The organism is Oscillibacter sp. MSJ-31 (assembly GCF_018918025.1).
GTDB lineage: Bacteria > Bacillota > Clostridia > Oscillospirales > Oscillospiraceae > Hominicoprocola.
Map to the genome: position 1 here is coordinate 217,834 of NZ_JAHLPT010000002.1, position 14,222 is coordinate 232,055.

Genomic DNA, 14,222 nt, shown 5'->3' on the forward strand with positions numbered 1-14,222 from the left:
ACTTGTGTAGTTTTGGGTGTCATAGAAGCACACTTTCAAAGATGATAAGCTGACCGTGTATTTATTAGAAGCAAATTCTCCTACGGGAGATTTCTAAGTAGTAATCCTGATGTGGCAACGCCCCCTCAGGTTTATACCGGCAGATCCCTGCCTCCCTAATTAAGCGCTTTGATTTGAGTAGTTCAAGTCAAGGTGCTCTTTTTTTGTTCAAATTCCGGATTCGGATTTGAAAATATCATTTTTTGAAAGGTGGAAAAACAAAATGACGGAAAGCAAAATCTTCGCAGACGATTTCAATTGCACATTTAAAGAACCAGATGATTTCCTGTGTTTTCTAAAAGAACGCAAGGAAAACAGCCGATGGATGGTAGCCCCCTCCAAAAGTCTCCAGTTTGAGTCCGTCGAAAAGGACAGCCAGTTTGGTAACCTGTACATGCAGCTTTATGAGCATAACGGGAAAGCAGAGATTCTGGCTGACACGATGGAAAATACCAGCATTATGCTCAAGGTTCATGGAGAAGACTACCCCGTAAGATCCTGCGCATTGAAGACTATTCTGGAGCGAGCCCGAATCTCCGGTCACGCTCTGAATAAGGTTTCTACCGCAGTATTCACCCAGATCCTGAACTACTGTCTGGATGTGGCCTCCGGCGACAGTCTCATCAAGATTGCCGACGAGAAAGTATCTGCAGTACATGGCGGCGATCCTAAGGATTACGCCATTCTGGAGATGTTGCCACTCTTCCAAAAAGTAAAGGACTATCTGGATACGGAGTACCCTGGATGCCGCTTTCTGACTGCCAGCTTTGATCACTCGCTTGCTCTGGCAATCTGGAGCTTAGATGGTCAGTCTGATCAGCTGCTGGATACCTATCGCAGAGAATTAACTGCAAAGGGGCTCAATAGCCGTATGGCCATCAAACCAGGCGTGCGGTTCATGACCTCTGATGTTGGTGTCAGTGGAGCCAATCTCTACCCAATTCTCCTAGTTGGCAGCACAAACAAGATCATTCCCTTGGGCTATCCCATTAAAACTGAGCATCGCAGCGGTGTGGATCTCGATTACTTTGAGGAACAGCTTGATCTGCTCTATGCGCGTTTTAAGGAAGCCATCGATCGGCAGGTAAAGCTTCTGCAGATTGAACTCCAGTATCCGTACACTACGATGTTGGGCGTTCTCAAACGCATTGGAGCGCCGAAGAAAATCAGCTACGAAGCTTCAGATCTGTTTCTCGCGCAAGGCGGAGATAAGCCTTGCACGGCCTATGAAGTCTATCTCGCCATGAGCGATGTTGTCTTCATGGCTCAGTGCGAAGGTGCCAACACCGGCCGCATTGCCCAGTTGGAGGAGATTGTCGCTCGCGCGTTGAATATCAACTGGCATGAGTATGATCGCCCCGGCGACTTCAAGTGGTGATGACCATGGCAAAAAAATCGATCCACACAAGCTGCCAAAGAGCCATCATCCAACTCTTAGAGAGCATCCAAGGAAAGTACAGTAAATGGGAGCTATGGCAGGATTTCATTATCATGTCAGCGGTAAGCATTGCAAATGCCGTCAACACTCTTCACCGCGAGCAACGTGAACAGCTATATCTGGATCGGGCGAAGAAGTATTCCGAGTCTGAATTAGGCGTTTTCGCACAAATGCTCAAGGAAGCGATCGAAGAGATTGAACGGAATCCGGAACAAGATCTTCTCGGAGAACTCTTCATGGCGTTGGGACTATCAAATGAGTGGAAAGGGCAGTTTTTCACGCCCTATCACATCTGTCAGATGATGGCTGCCATAATGCTGAGTACCGACTCAAATGACGCTTTTGCAAAAAAGGGATGGTGCTCTGTCAATGATCCCGCCTGTGGTGCCGGTGCACTCCTAATTGCCTTCGCAAACGAGTGCCGGCGTAAAAGCATCAACTATCAAACTTCGGTGCTGTTCGTTGCCCAAGACATTGATTTTTTGGCAGGCTGTATGTGTTACATACAGCTAAGTCTCATGGGGTGTGCCGGGTATGTGGTTATCGACGATTCCATCAAGAATCCGGCACTGTGCTATGACAAGAATGGACTCATTCCGAAGGATGAATCTAATGTCTGGTATACGCCAATGTACTTCAGAGACATCTGGGAACTACGGCGTCTATTCGCTCAACAAAATCTGATGACAAAGGAGTATTGATATGGCCAACTATGAGTGTGCTACTCGAACGAATTATTTTAGAGTCAAAGATCCGGAGGCATTCCGCAAGTTCATGAGCCGAGTGTACGGTGGCTGCGAGCTGGAAGTATGGGAAGAAAAAGATACTGCGGGCAATATCCAGTTCGGCTTTGGTTGCTATGACGGAATCAGCGGCTATGAGCCTGAAAGCCCTGAGACGGCAGACGATGACTGCGATTATGGCTATGACGAGTTTCTAGAGGCTCTTCAGCAGCATATTGCCGAGGATGATGCTGTCATCATCCTTGAATGTGGGCATGAAAAGCTCCGGTACATCATTGCTTCTGCCATCATTGTCACCAGCAAGGATATTGAGAGTCTCGATGTTTGTGACATTGCTGCTTCTCGTGCAGCAGTGTTGCTCAACAATCCGAGCTGGTGCACAAAATGCGATTACTGAGGGTAACGAACTTATGCCGACTTTCAGAATTCCGTTAGTATGGCAAGAATACGGCCATATAACCGTCGCAGCAGACTCCAGGGACGAGGCCATTGCGTATGCACTTGGCCCTGACTGTCCGCTGCCAGATGGTGACTATGTGAGTGAGTCCGTCATGGTTGACGAAGATATTGAGATAGAGGAGATGTGAGTAATGGCTTTGGATTTGAATTACACCCCTAATGTGTTTGTTCAGACTGAACACCTGACCGAAGATGAGTGGCTTGCCTATCGGCGCAAGGGAATTGGTGGCAGTGATGTTGCTTCCGCCCTTGGCCTTTCTCCTTATCGAACGAAGCGAGAGCTGTACTATGACAAGATTGGCGTCGAACCTGTCGTTCCGGATGAAGACAAGTCGATCATGTTCCAAATCGGGCATTTACTGGAAGACGTTGTCGCCCAGATCTTCGCAAAGAAGACAGGGTTCAGTGTCTACCGCGATCAGACCATGTACCAGCATCCGTTATTTCCCTTCATGCTCGCAGATGTAGATCGCTTCATTCACCTTCCCGATGGCAGCACAGCCATCTTAGAATGCAAAACCGCTCATTTCGATACCATGTGCAAGTGGGCCAACGGCGCTGTTCCTCGTCACTATGAGCTTCAGGTCAGGCACTACATGAGCGTAATGAATATCGACGTAGCCTACATTGCCTGTCTCTTTTCCAATAATGAGAAAGACTTTGTATGGCGAAAGATTGAGCGAGATTTGGACGAGGAAGAGAACAACATTCTCCTCCTGCAGGACTTCTGGAACAATAACGTTCTGGCTCGTGTGGAACCTGAATTCACTGAGAAGCCCGACATGGTTCTCGATGCTCTGCGCCGCTATTACGGCCCCGCAGACTGCGCTTTGCCTACCGTTGAGATTGATTCTTCGTACCTTCCCTCACTACTTCAGATTGCTGATCTCAGGGCTCAAAAAAGCATCCTTGAGTCTCAGGCGAGAAAGCTGGAAGAACAAATCAAGGTGGCTTATGTTCCCTTTGCGGAGCAACTCGGCAACGCTTGCGCCGCCGTTTGTCAGGGCAATAGCCAGCGCGTCACAATCACTTATAATCCGCAGTACCGTGAAGGGATTTCTAAGGAAAAGCTCAATGCTTTGAAAGCCCAATATCCGGATATCTATGATGATTTTGTAGAGACAACAGAGAGTCGTGTCTTCAAGATCAAGAAACAAGATCTATGAAAGGAGACCTCTCTTATGCCTCTTACCTATGTGTGTTCGCCACTCTCAGCCCCTTCGCGGGCTGAGATGCTGGCCAATGCAGCAAAAGCTTGCACCTACGCTGTCAAAGCTGAAGAGGAATTTGGCGACCGCGCTGTTGCTCCTCACGCCTATCTCCCGTATTTACTGGACGATAGAATTGCAGAGCAACGTGCATTGGCGTTGGAATTTGACATGAAGCTTCTGACTATGTGCGCACGAGTGGTTGTATTTGGTTCTGCAATCTCATCTGGAATGCAGGGTGAGATTGACCACGCAACAAAGCTCGGTATTCCTGTATTCTATCGGCCTGCAATTGTCGAGTCTATGAGTGTGGGAGGGATGAAGCATGCTTTGTAAATTTGAGAAAACCATCTTTCAGTCATCAAACGGGTATTGCGTCTTTTGCTATCAAACTCAAGATGTGACCGTGCCGGATGCAGCCCGAAGCAAATTCCACCATGACAATAAGATTCACATCACAGCTGTTGGATATCATCTCCCGGCAACTAATACCGTTGATGTGGAACTACAAGGAACCTGGCAACCTTCAAAGTATGGTCTGCAGCTTGCTGTGGATCATTTTGAAACCATCGCGCCGCAGGATAACGCCGGCCTAATCGCATATCTCAGCTCTGGCTGCATCAAAGGCATTGGGCCGGGGACCGCAAAGGCTATCGTCGCTCGCTTTGGCACCAGTACAATGGATATCCTTGAGAACAATCCTGAGGCACTTCTTTCCGTCAAAGGTATCGCAAAAGCAAAGCTGGAGAAGATCAAGAGAAGCTATCAGGAGACCCATGAATTGCGTGATCTTACAGCTTATCTGGCTCCCTATGGCGTCACGATGAAAAAGATTGCGAAGATTCACGAGGAGTTCGGAAAGACCAGCTATGAAATAGTTAAGAGGGATCCTTTCCAACTATGCAGAATTCGAGGTTTCGGATTCCTAACGGTCGATGCGATCGCTCGCAAGACAAAAGTGAGTCTTCGTAATCCTCTACGCTATTCTGGCGCAATCCACTATTGCCTTGAGGAAGCAAGGTCCAGTGGGCACTTGTATCTGCCAAAGGATGAATTGCTCAGTAAGTGCTACGAGTTACTGAATAAGGATTTTGATCCTGCTGTAGTTCCTATGAGCGATATAGAGTATGCGCTGAACTCCGAAGTTCAGCACAATTCCATTTATAACGAGAAAGGTCGGATCTACCTGACTTTTGAACGAAAATGTGAAGTCAAGGCAGCCAAGAGAATTGTGTCCATGCTTCTGAACAACAACACGCCTACGATACCTGACATTCGAGCTGAGATTGTAAAATCTGAGGCCCAAATGCCCTATCAGTTGGCTCCTTCGCAACGCAGTGCTGTTGAACTCTGCTTAGAAGCACCGATTGCAATTATGACTGGCGGCCCCGGCGTGGGTAAGACCTCGACACTTCGAGTGATTCTGGATATCTACCACCGTTTATTCCCAAAGCACGAAATTCTCCTTACTGCGCCAACCGGCAAGGCAAGCCGGCGCATGAGTGAGCAGACCGGCTTCCCAGCATCCACATTGCATTCTGCCATGGGCATCCAATGTGACGAGGATATTGAGGAAAAGAACCCAGACTTCTTATCTGCGGATTTTGTCGTTGTTGATGAGTGTTCCATGGTCGATATGCGGTTGGCCTACGCGCTATTTGAGCGATTGAAACCAGGTGTAAAGCTCCTATTTGTCGGCGACCCTGACCAGTTACCTGCTGTTGGGCCCGGCAATGTACTGCGCGAGATGATCCGCAGCCAAATGGTTCCAACAGCCATGTTGGATACGGTTTTCCGTCAAGCAAGCAATAGCCGTATTGCGTTGAATGCGTATGCCGTCAATCACAATGACACTCACCTGCAGTATGGAGATGACTTCATCATGCAGGACGCAATTGATGGTGATGATGCAGCGGGGCAAGTCATGAAGTGTTTTTTCGAAGAGGTGGATCGGCACGGTTTGGAGAATGTCCAGATTCTTTCCCCATTCAGGCGGAGAGGTGCTGTTTGTGCAGACAATCTCAATCAGGCCATCCGCGAAATGATTAACCCCAAGCGTGCCGGCGTTAACGAAATCAAGTGTGGAACCAAGGTTTTCCGTGAAGGTGATCGTATCATCCAAACGAGAAACAGCGAGGCAGCCTCCAACGGTGATGTTGGCGTCATAGACGCAATTCGGGTTGATGAAGACGGCGAACCACAAATTGAGATTACTCTGGTTGATGGGCGTGAGCTTCTCTACACCGGTGATGATATGGAATATGTGGATCTTTCTTACTGCATTTCCATCCACAAATCGCAAGGTGCGGAGTTCCCAACTGTGATCATACCGCTATTGAAAGAGCACTATGTTATGCTACGTCGAAATTTGCTATACACGGCAATTTCCCGTGCAAAAAGCAAGGTCGTCATCATCGGGCAAAGGCAAGCTGTTTTTACGGCTATTCACAAGTGCGATGTTGACAAAAGAAATACCGTTCTCGCCGATCGGATCATAGCTTATTATGAGCGCGAAACTCAACGGCGAGCAGTATGAATAAACCGGGGCAAGGCTGTAATTGCCTTGCCCCGGAAAGACAAGGAGGATTATTTTTATGACGGAATCTATTATGAAGAACATGCCTACAATCAATTCTGTAGATGGGTTTAATCCTGCGGACTTTACTCGGCGCTTGCCAAATGAAGACGGCAGCCTGAGTTTATATCTGGATGTAAAATATCGACTGCTCTGGTTCCGGCTACACAAGCCAAACGGTAAGATCGACACTGAAATCATCCATGTCGATGAGAAGTCGGCCGTCGTTTGCTGCAAGCTCTATGATGATAAGTCTGATCCTGCAGATCAGTATGTAGCCCGTTCCTGTGCTCAACGCTTCCTGACAAGCGAGAAGTTCGGCGATCGCTATCTGGAGATTGCCGAAACAGCAGCTTTGGGCCGCGTGCTTGCCGCCGCAGGATACGGGACACAGTTTTGTGGCAGCACAGATTTGCTTGGGGACATCATTGCCGATGCTCCCATTGATATGGCCGCGATGGAAGATGCACAGGACGCAACTCCTGATAGTGGCGCTCATGTCATGCATCAGGTTACATCCACTGCATCGCCCCAGGCTCCTGCTACGCCGGTACCCACGCCAACGTCTGTACCTTCGAAACAGAACAAGCCTCTCTCTTTGGACGAGCTCCTCAATACTATGACTTTAGACGACGCCAAGAATGTGATCGTCGATGTCGGTCGCTATGCCGGCACTTCTCTGGGGCAGATCGTCATGAGCAACCCCCGAGATCTTGAATGGTATGTGAAGTACTATGCCGGCAAAAACCTGGCTCTGAAAGCAGGTGCCATTCTACTGATGAATGCCGCAACCACTAAAGCCAGCTAAATAGGCATTCTTACCGAATGGAGGTGAAGTAAAATGGGTTCAGCAGGCAATTTGCCGTGTTCCATTGAAGATGTCATCAATCTTGTAGGCATCAAAGTGGTGCGAAACACCGGCACGCAGTTGCACTGCAAATGTCCGTTTTGCGATGACAAGAAGGCTCACCTGAATGTAAAAATAAGCAAGAACGTCTTTCGTTGCAATCGTTGTGGGCGTGGTGGCGGTGTTCTCCATCTTTACTCACTGATGCATGATGTCACCATGAATACAGCCTACGACGAGCTATGCCGCATTTTCAACTCTGGCGTTGATTCAACTCGGGAAGCATTCCCGAAGCGCATTGCCGAGGTTGTAGCACCGGAATTGCCCATAGCTTCAATCGAGGTACGAGACAACACCTACAGTAACCTTCTTTCCCTGCTCTCGCTGGGTGCCGCACATCGAGAGTCCCTGCTTCTGCGGGGACTCTCCAATGATGACATTAACCGGCTTGGTTATAAGACAACGCCGGCAGTCAGAGCACCCAAAATTGTGACGCAATTACTTGAGCGAGGGTGCGAGCTGCAAGGGGTTCCTGGTTTCTACTGTGACCGTGACACAAGCCGTTGGAAATTGGATATTAGAGGCTCAGGGATCATGCTTCCGGATCGAAACAGTCGCGGACAAATCGAGGCTATTCAGATCCGGCTTGACAAGGTTCACAAGTCAAAGTTCAACAATCTGACAAGCGTGGATCGCTACTGCGGCACGTCTGCCACATGCTGTCCGCATTTTGTTGGTGTCACGCAAGAAACTGATGCCGTCTATCTTACAGAAGGCGTCATGAAGTCAGATATCGCATACTGCCTTTCTTGTGAATTGGGTTGCCCCAGAGCCTTTGTCGGGCTAACGGGGGTCGGAAATATCAATCAGTTTCAAAGAGCTCTGACAGAACTTCATGAACTTGGGATCTACAGGATTAAAGTTGCCTTTGATATGGATGCCACTGTAAATGAGAATGTTCGGGCAGCTAGAAATCGCGTTCTGGAAACAGGATGCGATGCTGGCTTTGATATGACTCCGGTCGCCTGGGATCCCCGCAGCAAAGGAATTGATGATCTATTGCTCATGATCAAGAAAAACCGCCTGAACAAAAAATCCATGGAGGAACAATATGTCGATTGATTTTTACTTTTCTGATCTGACCCCGACAGCTCAGCGGCGATTGCTGGAGGCACAAGGGCTCTCATGCGCAGAGGATGGGAACTACGATCTTGATATCGTCCCTCTCTTTACGCTCGATATTGAAGTAGAGGGGAATCAGAACAATGGATGAAACAAAACATGATCGCTTCGTGCGAGTTGCTGAAAAGCGTATGGAAGTTCTCATCAACGACTTCTATAAACTGGGTAACTGTGCATCTCGTTTTTCTTACGACTACACCGATGAAGAAGTTGAAAAGATTCTCGGAGAAATCGAGCATCAAACCAACTTTCTGAGAGATCGCTTTTCTGGAAAAAAATCTTTTACTCTTAACTCAGTGAATGAGTGATCAAGCGAGGTGGAAGCTATGTGCTTCCACCTCGCTATTTTTGACTCCAAACCATCTTGTCCGGTTTATGGGACTCGGTTTCAATTATGCTGTGTATAGTAAAACTAAACTACATCTTAGAGAGGAGCGAAATGATGAGTTTATTTGATTTTAACCATGACGGAATAGTGAGTGAAAGTGAGCGTGCAATTGCTCTCGGCGCAATTCTATCTGCAATTTCCGAGATAGATACAGATGCTGAAATCTCCGTGTCTATTGAAGAAGATGAGGATTATGAAAGCTTGTCTCCTGATGAGCTGGCAGACCGATGGGATGATCTTCGCATACAGCGCGACATTCTCGATAGCGAAGAACCCGATGACCCCGACAGTGAAGCATATGAAGAGTGGGAGGAACAGCGCGAGTTGCTCGACGAAAAGATTGAAGAAATCGAGGATTTGATAGAAGGTTGAGGTAACTATTATGGCTGGTAGATATCGTAGGAATGGAGAAGTCGAAACGCTCGGTTGTTTGGTTCAGATACTGTTATTGATTTTTGCTATGCCTCTCGTTGGACTTTACCTCCTGGTGCCCCCAAATTCAAGCACAAAAGAGCTTGGAATCCTATTGACCGTTTTCGGCTTTGCTCTTTGGATCATTTTCCTCGTAATGTAAAGGCACTAAAATATATCAACATAAATCAATTTTAATCAAAGGGGAGGACTTACATGAAAGATCAGCCTTTGTATAATCTAAGGACTTGCTGTGAAGACGCACTGCGCGAACTGTATCCGGCAGGCATCCCGAATGAGGTATCCCAACGGTTTGAACGGGAAATCGATTACTTGTCAGAAAAGCCGGATTGCCATGACGATTTTCTGCTGTTTAAGGAACTTAGCGATGCAGCCAAGCGAACCTGCGGGAAATTATATCTTGCAGGGACGATAACCAATTCGATCCTGATCTATCTATTAGGTGACCACGAACTGAATCCTATGCCGGCACACTATTACTGTCCCAACTGCGGCTATTATCACGAAGAATCACAGGCAGTTGTCGGATTGGATCTGCCCGAAAGAAATTGCCCACACTGCAGATCTGCCCTGCGCAGAGATGGTTTTTCGCTGCGGGATGAGTACGTGTGGAAGGCTTCCTCTGAAATGACTTTCGAGTATCGGATGACCTCACGCGTGATTCCCCTTGCCCGCAAAGTCATTGAACGGCATTATGCGAGGCAGCATCGGCATATGGCATTGCTCGGCTGGCAAAACAGCGACCAGTTGGAAGTATCTGGCATGGTCATTCTCCCCGCTGGGAAGGGCCTTGCAGATTATCAAGAATTTGTCGGCATAACTCAGGACGGCAAAGAGTGCCTATGCTACGATTGGCACCTTTTTGAAAGAGAAAACCTCAAGAAGATTTTACTTTTAAGACTCAACCTCTTGGATGTACTCGACAAAGTGCAATGGGAAACCGGCGCTCTGGCTGATGACATAACGCCAGAAGAACTCTATGATGTTTCCTGCCAAGACATCCTCAACACATTGGTTCTGGAGCAGGGCGAATACAACGTGTTATTCAAACTGAAGCCAAAGACATTTCGGGAAAAGATGGATCTACTTTCTGCCACCCATAATACTTATCACGCAGAAGATAGCTGCGATTCGTTTGTTTCTTTTCAAGAATTCTCGGAAAATCCGCTGTTTTTGTCTTGCCCAATTTATACTCGCGATGATGTCTTCGACATGCTCCGGCAGATCTATAAGAATGCAGGCGAAGCGTTTTTTGATGCGGAAGACGTGCGCAATGGAAGGGGCTATAAAGGCACTTGCGTCTTTAGCGCTGAGGTACCAGAGGAACTTAAGAGGATCACCCAACACGTTAGCTATCTTTTCCCTCGTGCATTTGGGCAATGGCATATGCTGCAATACATGCGTCTTGCCAAGTATTTGAAATTAGACCGTCATGCATATTGCAAGGTGATATCTTCACAAAAATAAGCAATTCAAAACGGATGGAGGACGTCAAATGCGAGCATTATTAAGAGATGGGCAGGATCAAACGCGCATTGCCCTTGAAGTTGAAGAAGCCGTCTATGATCCGGAAAGCAACCAGCTTTTCCTCTACACCAGCAGCGAGACCTGCTATGTTGTTTCCAAAGTTGTAAAAGCCAATGCTGATTCATTTATTGAAGAGCTGGCCGCAAAGGGATATTGCGATTTGACTCAGTTTGAATCCGTACAGGACGAGTAATCAAGGAACTCCTTTTGTCAAGAGGGATACGCGCCGAATTTCCCCGTTCTTTTTTGTATCCAACGCCGATTGAAGTAAGACAAGCAATATGTTACCCTTCTATATGTTGTGTTTACAGGTAAGCGGAGAAAGGATTTCTGGTGTTTGAGCTTGACGAAATGGCTGTTTTGCAGGGACTAATTGACCAGTATCTCATCGGGGCATCTTCACCTGAAGTTGCCGCTGAGTACAACGAATTGCAGGCACATCTGAATGATGGTCACCTCACGAAAAAAGACCTCCATAGTGTCCAGAAGGCACTGGTCTTTTTCCTCCCCTGCTTCAGGGGCAATTATGAGATGGAGTCGATATTGACTCGCTCCCTCGTGCGAACTACCAGAATGATCAATGCGTAACGGAGTTAGATCGGTTTCGCCTTATAAAGTCCATAATCACCGCAAAAGCGCTCATGCTGATTTGCAATTAAAAAAGGCTCCACTCTATGTGGAGCCTCAATTTATATTCCTGCTCGGATATAGTGCGTAATCTTCGAGCAGACAAGCTGAGACAAAACTGGTTTTTTCAGAAGGGACACTCTAAATCACATTATTTCTGAATTTCTTAGATGTTCTAGGGCAGCATCCACCAGTTTCAGCTTCTGCCCCGTGGAACAAGGTAGCTTCCGGATACGCTTCAGTACCTGCTCGGACTGGAACTTTGCCAGCTCCTGCCCAAGTTCCCTCTGCGCCTGCTGTGATTTTGGTAAAATCATAAGTACCTCCATAGATACTCTCCTTCACATTGCGTTTTCTGTTTCAATTTATATACCCTCCTTCGCTGATTTCCTGACAGTGTAGCACAGATTTAGCTGGAGTGAAAGAACAGTGTGAGCACAAGAAGAAACGTAATTTGACGGAAGGACAAGTACGGTTCCCGCCCGTACACAGCGATTTGGAAAGCTCCTCGCCCTTTATGCTGTTGACTTTGGTCGTAATATGACATACGAAATCACTATTAAAGTAAACGATTAGGTCAGACGTGAAGGCTCTACACGAGATTCATAAACCGCACAGATCTAATTTGAAAGAAACCGCAGAAAAAGGTTCGCAAATGCGAAACAGATTGCAAACAAATATACAGTGCAGAGGAACGGTTGTTAGTGTACTTACCTTGGAATCTCTTGCACCAGAACGATACAACAAGAACTCATACAGCCTCCGGTTGAAGCCAACCGGAGGCTGCCTTTTTCTGTGCCGTGAAATATTGAATCGCAACTTGTTTATCCGATATGCTATAAACAAGTTGCGGCCTGTGCAGAGCCAAAAGCGGAAGCAAACTTGTCGTATGACAAGTTTATTGCAAAAAACAACTTGACGTATGACAAGTGGTATTATACAATGGCAGCGAGGTGAAGCGCTTATGCAAATGACGAAGGAAAAACAGGATCTGACCTATCTTTCTTGGTCAGTCTATCGCAATTCTTCCGGAACTGCCGGTTCTTTTCTGAAAGCATACTCCGAACTCGGCGGAAAGAAGACCTATTACAAGCTCTCAAACTTCGATAAGGCACGTGGGGTCATTGGGCATGAGTGCGTGAACGAGCTGATCGTTGACCGGCTGCTGACCATACTGGGGATTCCTCATCTGTCCTATCAGCTGATCCATGCGGATGTTTCAGTGGATGGCAGAACCCATGAGGTTTATCTCTGCGCCTCGGAGGATTTCAAGGCAAAGAGCGAATCCAAGACCGCTTTGGATGCCTACAAAGAGTTGGAAGCGCTACCGGATGAGTCCGCTTTGGATTTCTGCATCCGTATGGGATGGGAAGACTATGTTTATCAGATGCTGATCGTAGACTATCTGATCCTGAACCGGGATCGCCACGGTGCCAATATTGAGGTGCTGCGCAACAGCCGAAAGAAGACGATTCGTCTGGCTCCCCTGTTTGACCACGGCCTCTCTCTGCTTTGCAGCTGCCCGGATGATGCTGCGGCGGCTGCATTCGATGTGATGGCCGACAAGCCCTGCAACAACTTTATCGGCTCAAAGTCCACATGGGATAACCTGCGTATCATTCCGAAGGATAAAATGCCAAAGCTGACGCCGCTGCACGAGAGCGACAGGCGGATACTGATGGAAGGGCTGGACGGCGTGCTTTCGCAGACGCTTCAGGACAAGATATGGGAAATGATTTGGAAAAGGTGGTGCGCGTATGAAGATTTTTGCCATTCGAGATGAATCAGCACAGGAGCAGAAGGATCTGGCGTACCTCCTGTACTACGAGCAGGAAAAGCGGTTCTACATTGAGCTGCCGGAGAACGCAGACGCATGGGAGACACCGCTGCTGCTGGACTCCTTTGTGAAGCGCGGAGAAACCACAGTCAATTCCTATTGGAGCAAAATCTGGGTTCAGCAGCGGATCGTTCCGACCGACCGCCAGAACATTGGCGAGATTTTGCGCGACAATCATCTGAAGGAATACGATGAGTATGAGTTATTGATGCTGGCAATGGGGCGATGCGCGCAGGACGATTACTACCTCGTTCCCATTGATGAGAAGGAGCTTCCGGAAGAAATTACGAAGCGCTTCTCCAAGAGAATTGAAGATGTGCTGCCGCTGGAGGATCATTGCCTGCTGGTGTTTTTCCGGGATGGCGCGGTGAAGAAGTGCGATTTGCAGAAGCACTTTGAAAAGACGAAGGCGTTTCAGATCCTTCTCAAGAAGCCGGACTATTTTCAGCATGTGCAGATGCAGACGGGCGGATACGGCGTTACGTGGGATGTGAACATGACCGTTTCGGATACGATGCTCTATCGAATTGGCAAAAGTGTTCCTCTGACGGCGGCTGATTTCCGAAACTTTGCCGCCCACAGAGTCATCAACGCAGCGGAAGCGGCGGAGATCTTGGGCTGCTCCCGGCAGAACATCATTGACCTAACAAAACGCGGAAAGCTCCATCCGATCAAATCCTCGGAAAAGAGTACGTTGTACCTCAAAAGTGAGATCCTGAAACGGAATTGGCAGTGATCATGCGTTATACCCCTTTATACCCCTTTCGAAAAGGGTATAAAGGGGTATAAAAGATTTTTGGGTATTATGAAACTTGAGTTGTATACCATGAATATTCATTGTACTGATCAAGATTGACAACCATCTTAGCTTTTGCTATAATATCATTAGAAAAACGGTTCCCCACGACCTGAATTGGTCG

The 14,222-nt window shown here is 47.6% G+C and carries 17 protein-coding genes; 16 read left to right on the forward strand and 1 reads right to left on the reverse strand.

What is annotated here, in order from left to right:
• The first annotated feature begins 262 nt into the window (after window positions 1–262).
• From KQI17_RS02945 to KQI17_RS03010, 14 genes are all read left to right on the forward strand, one after another.
• Window positions 263–1,417 (forward strand): transposase, encoded by a 1,155-nt coding sequence (locus KQI17_RS02945; RefSeq protein ID WP_216494732.1) that lies wholly within the window; start codon window positions 263–265, stop codon window positions 1,415–1,417.
• A 5-nt stretch (window positions 1,418–1,422) separates the two neighbouring features.
• Window positions 1,423–2,178, forward strand: coding sequence for an N-6 DNA methylase (locus tag KQI17_RS02950; RefSeq protein ID WP_216494733.1), 756 nt, complete (start codon window positions 1,423–1,425; stop codon window positions 2,176–2,178).
• 1 nt (window position 2,179) lies between these two features.
• Window positions 2,180–2,617 carry a hypothetical protein gene (locus KQI17_RS02955; RefSeq protein WP_216494734.1) on the forward strand — a complete coding sequence of 146 codons (438 nt, stop codon included), beginning with the start codon at window positions 2,180–2,182 and terminating at the stop codon, window positions 2,615–2,617.
• A gap of 193 nt (window positions 2,618–2,810) precedes the next feature.
• The gene (locus KQI17_RS02960; RefSeq protein WP_216494735.1) at window positions 2,811–3,845 is read left to right on the forward strand and encodes a YqaJ viral recombinase family protein; all 1,035 of its coding nucleotides are present in this window, start codon (window positions 2,811–2,813) and stop codon (window positions 3,843–3,845) included.
• A gap of 15 nt (window positions 3,846–3,860) precedes the next feature.
• Window positions 3,861–4,223 (forward strand): DUF4406 domain-containing protein, encoded by a 363-nt coding sequence (locus KQI17_RS02965; RefSeq protein ID WP_216494736.1) that lies wholly within the window; start codon window positions 3,861–3,863, stop codon window positions 4,221–4,223.
• Window positions 4,213–6,423, forward strand: coding sequence for an ATP-dependent RecD-like DNA helicase (locus tag KQI17_RS02970; RefSeq protein ID WP_216494737.1), 2,211 nt, complete (start codon window positions 4,213–4,215; stop codon window positions 6,421–6,423). The genes KQI17_RS02965 and KQI17_RS02970 overlap by 11 nt, the downstream gene beginning before the upstream one ends.
• A 58-nt stretch (window positions 6,424–6,481) precedes the next feature.
• Window positions 6,482–7,270: a hypothetical protein gene (locus KQI17_RS02975; protein ID WP_216494738.1), complete on the forward strand. Its 789-nt coding sequence runs from the start codon at window positions 6,482–6,484 to the stop codon at window positions 7,268–7,270.
• A gap of 33 nt (window positions 7,271–7,303) precedes the next feature.
• Window positions 7,304–8,431, forward strand: a complete 1,128-nt coding sequence (locus KQI17_RS02980; protein ID WP_216494739.1) for a CHC2 zinc finger domain-containing protein — start codon at window positions 7,304–7,306, stop codon at window positions 8,429–8,431.
• Window positions 8,421–8,582 carry a hypothetical protein gene (locus KQI17_RS02985; RefSeq protein WP_216494740.1) on the forward strand — a complete coding sequence of 54 codons (162 nt, stop codon included), beginning with the start codon at window positions 8,421–8,423 and terminating at the stop codon, window positions 8,580–8,582. The genes KQI17_RS02980 and KQI17_RS02985 overlap by 11 nt, the downstream gene beginning before the upstream one ends.
• Window positions 8,575–8,799 carry a hypothetical protein gene (locus KQI17_RS02990; RefSeq protein ID WP_216494741.1) on the forward strand — a complete coding sequence of 75 codons (225 nt, stop codon included), beginning with the start codon at window positions 8,575–8,577 and terminating at the stop codon, window positions 8,797–8,799. The genes KQI17_RS02985 and KQI17_RS02990 overlap by 8 nt, the downstream gene beginning before the upstream one ends.
• 134 nt (window positions 8,800–8,933) lie before the next feature.
• Window positions 8,934–9,251, forward strand: a complete 318-nt coding sequence (locus tag KQI17_RS02995) for a hypothetical protein (protein WP_216494742.1) — start codon at window positions 8,934–8,936, stop codon at window positions 9,249–9,251.
• Window positions 9,252–9,506: 255 nt separating this feature from the next.
• The gene (locus KQI17_RS03000; protein ID WP_216494743.1) at window positions 9,507–10,778 is read left to right on the forward strand and encodes a hypothetical protein; all 1,272 of its coding nucleotides are present in this window, start codon (window positions 9,507–9,509) and stop codon (window positions 10,776–10,778) included.
• Window positions 10,779–10,806: 28 nt separating this feature from the next.
• Complete coding sequence (locus tag KQI17_RS03005) at window positions 10,807–11,031, forward strand: hypothetical protein (protein ID WP_216494744.1); 225 nt, start codon at window positions 10,807–10,809, stop codon at window positions 11,029–11,031.
• Window positions 11,032–11,171: 140 nt separating this feature from the next.
• Complete coding sequence (locus KQI17_RS03010; RefSeq protein ID WP_216494745.1) at window positions 11,172–11,426, forward strand: hypothetical protein; 255 nt, start codon at window positions 11,172–11,174, stop codon at window positions 11,424–11,426.
• Between the two features lie 185 nt (window positions 11,427–11,611).
• Here KQI17_RS03010 and KQI17_RS03015 read toward each other — a convergent pair whose 3' ends face one another.
• Window positions 11,612–11,794, reverse strand: coding sequence for a hypothetical protein (locus KQI17_RS03015; protein ID WP_216494746.1), 183 nt, complete (start codon window positions 11,792–11,794; stop codon window positions 11,612–11,614).
• 635 nt (window positions 11,795–12,429) lie between these two features.
• On the opposite strand from KQI17_RS03015, the gene KQI17_RS03020 reads away from it, so the two are divergent.
• Both KQI17_RS03020 and KQI17_RS03025 read left to right on the forward strand, forming a co-directional pair.
• A complete protein-coding gene (locus tag KQI17_RS03020) occupies window positions 12,430–13,248 on the forward strand; it encodes a hypothetical protein (protein WP_216494747.1) in 819 nt (272 codons plus the stop codon).
• Window positions 13,223–14,038 carry a helix-turn-helix domain-containing protein gene (locus KQI17_RS03025; RefSeq protein ID WP_216494748.1) on the forward strand — a complete coding sequence of 272 codons (816 nt, stop codon included), beginning with the start codon at window positions 13,223–13,225 and terminating at the stop codon, window positions 14,036–14,038. The genes KQI17_RS03020 and KQI17_RS03025 overlap by 26 nt, the downstream gene beginning before the upstream one ends.
• The last annotated feature ends 184 nt before the right edge of the window (window positions 14,039–14,222 follow it).

Excerpts from the sequence above, each read along its gene's own strand:
- KQI17_RS02945 (WP_216494732.1), top strand. The coding sequence starts at position 263 with ATGACGGAAAGCAAAATCTTCGCAGACGATTTCAATTGCACATTTAAA.
- KQI17_RS02950 (WP_216494733.1), top strand. The coding sequence starts at position 1,423 with ATGGCAAAAAAATCGATCCACACAAGCTGCCAAAGAGCCATCATCCAA.
- KQI17_RS02955 (WP_216494734.1), top strand. The coding sequence starts at position 2,180 with ATGGCCAACTATGAGTGTGCTACTCGAACGAATTATTTTAGAGTCAAA.
- KQI17_RS02960 (WP_216494735.1), top strand. The coding sequence starts at position 2,811 with ATGGCTTTGGATTTGAATTACACCCCTAATGTGTTTGTTCAGACTGAA.
- KQI17_RS02965 (WP_216494736.1), top strand. The coding sequence starts at position 3,861 with ATGCCTCTTACCTATGTGTGTTCGCCACTCTCAGCCCCTTCGCGGGCT.
- KQI17_RS02970 (WP_216494737.1), top strand. The coding sequence starts at position 4,213 with ATGCTTTGTAAATTTGAGAAAACCATCTTTCAGTCATCAAACGGGTAT.
- KQI17_RS02975 (WP_216494738.1), top strand. The coding sequence starts at position 6,482 with ATGACGGAATCTATTATGAAGAACATGCCTACAATCAATTCTGTAGAT.
- KQI17_RS02980 (WP_216494739.1), top strand. The coding sequence starts at position 7,304 with ATGGGTTCAGCAGGCAATTTGCCGTGTTCCATTGAAGATGTCATCAAT.
- KQI17_RS02985 (WP_216494740.1), top strand. The coding sequence starts at position 8,421 with ATGTCGATTGATTTTTACTTTTCTGATCTGACCCCGACAGCTCAGCGG.
- KQI17_RS02990 (WP_216494741.1), top strand. The coding sequence starts at position 8,575 with ATGGATGAAACAAAACATGATCGCTTCGTGCGAGTTGCTGAAAAGCGT.
- KQI17_RS02995 (WP_216494742.1), top strand. The coding sequence starts at position 8,934 with ATGAGTTTATTTGATTTTAACCATGACGGAATAGTGAGTGAAAGTGAG.
- KQI17_RS03000 (WP_216494743.1), top strand. The coding sequence starts at position 9,507 with ATGAAAGATCAGCCTTTGTATAATCTAAGGACTTGCTGTGAAGACGCA.
- KQI17_RS03005 (WP_216494744.1), top strand. The coding sequence starts at position 10,807 with ATGCGAGCATTATTAAGAGATGGGCAGGATCAAACGCGCATTGCCCTT.
- KQI17_RS03015 (WP_216494746.1), bottom strand. The coding sequence starts at position 11,794 with ATGGAGGTACTTATGATTTTACCAAAATCACAGCAGGCGCAGAGGGAA.
- KQI17_RS03020 (WP_216494747.1), top strand. The coding sequence starts at position 12,430 with ATGCAAATGACGAAGGAAAAACAGGATCTGACCTATCTTTCTTGGTCA.
- KQI17_RS03025 (WP_216494748.1), top strand. The coding sequence starts at position 13,223 with ATGAAGATTTTTGCCATTCGAGATGAATCAGCACAGGAGCAGAAGGAT.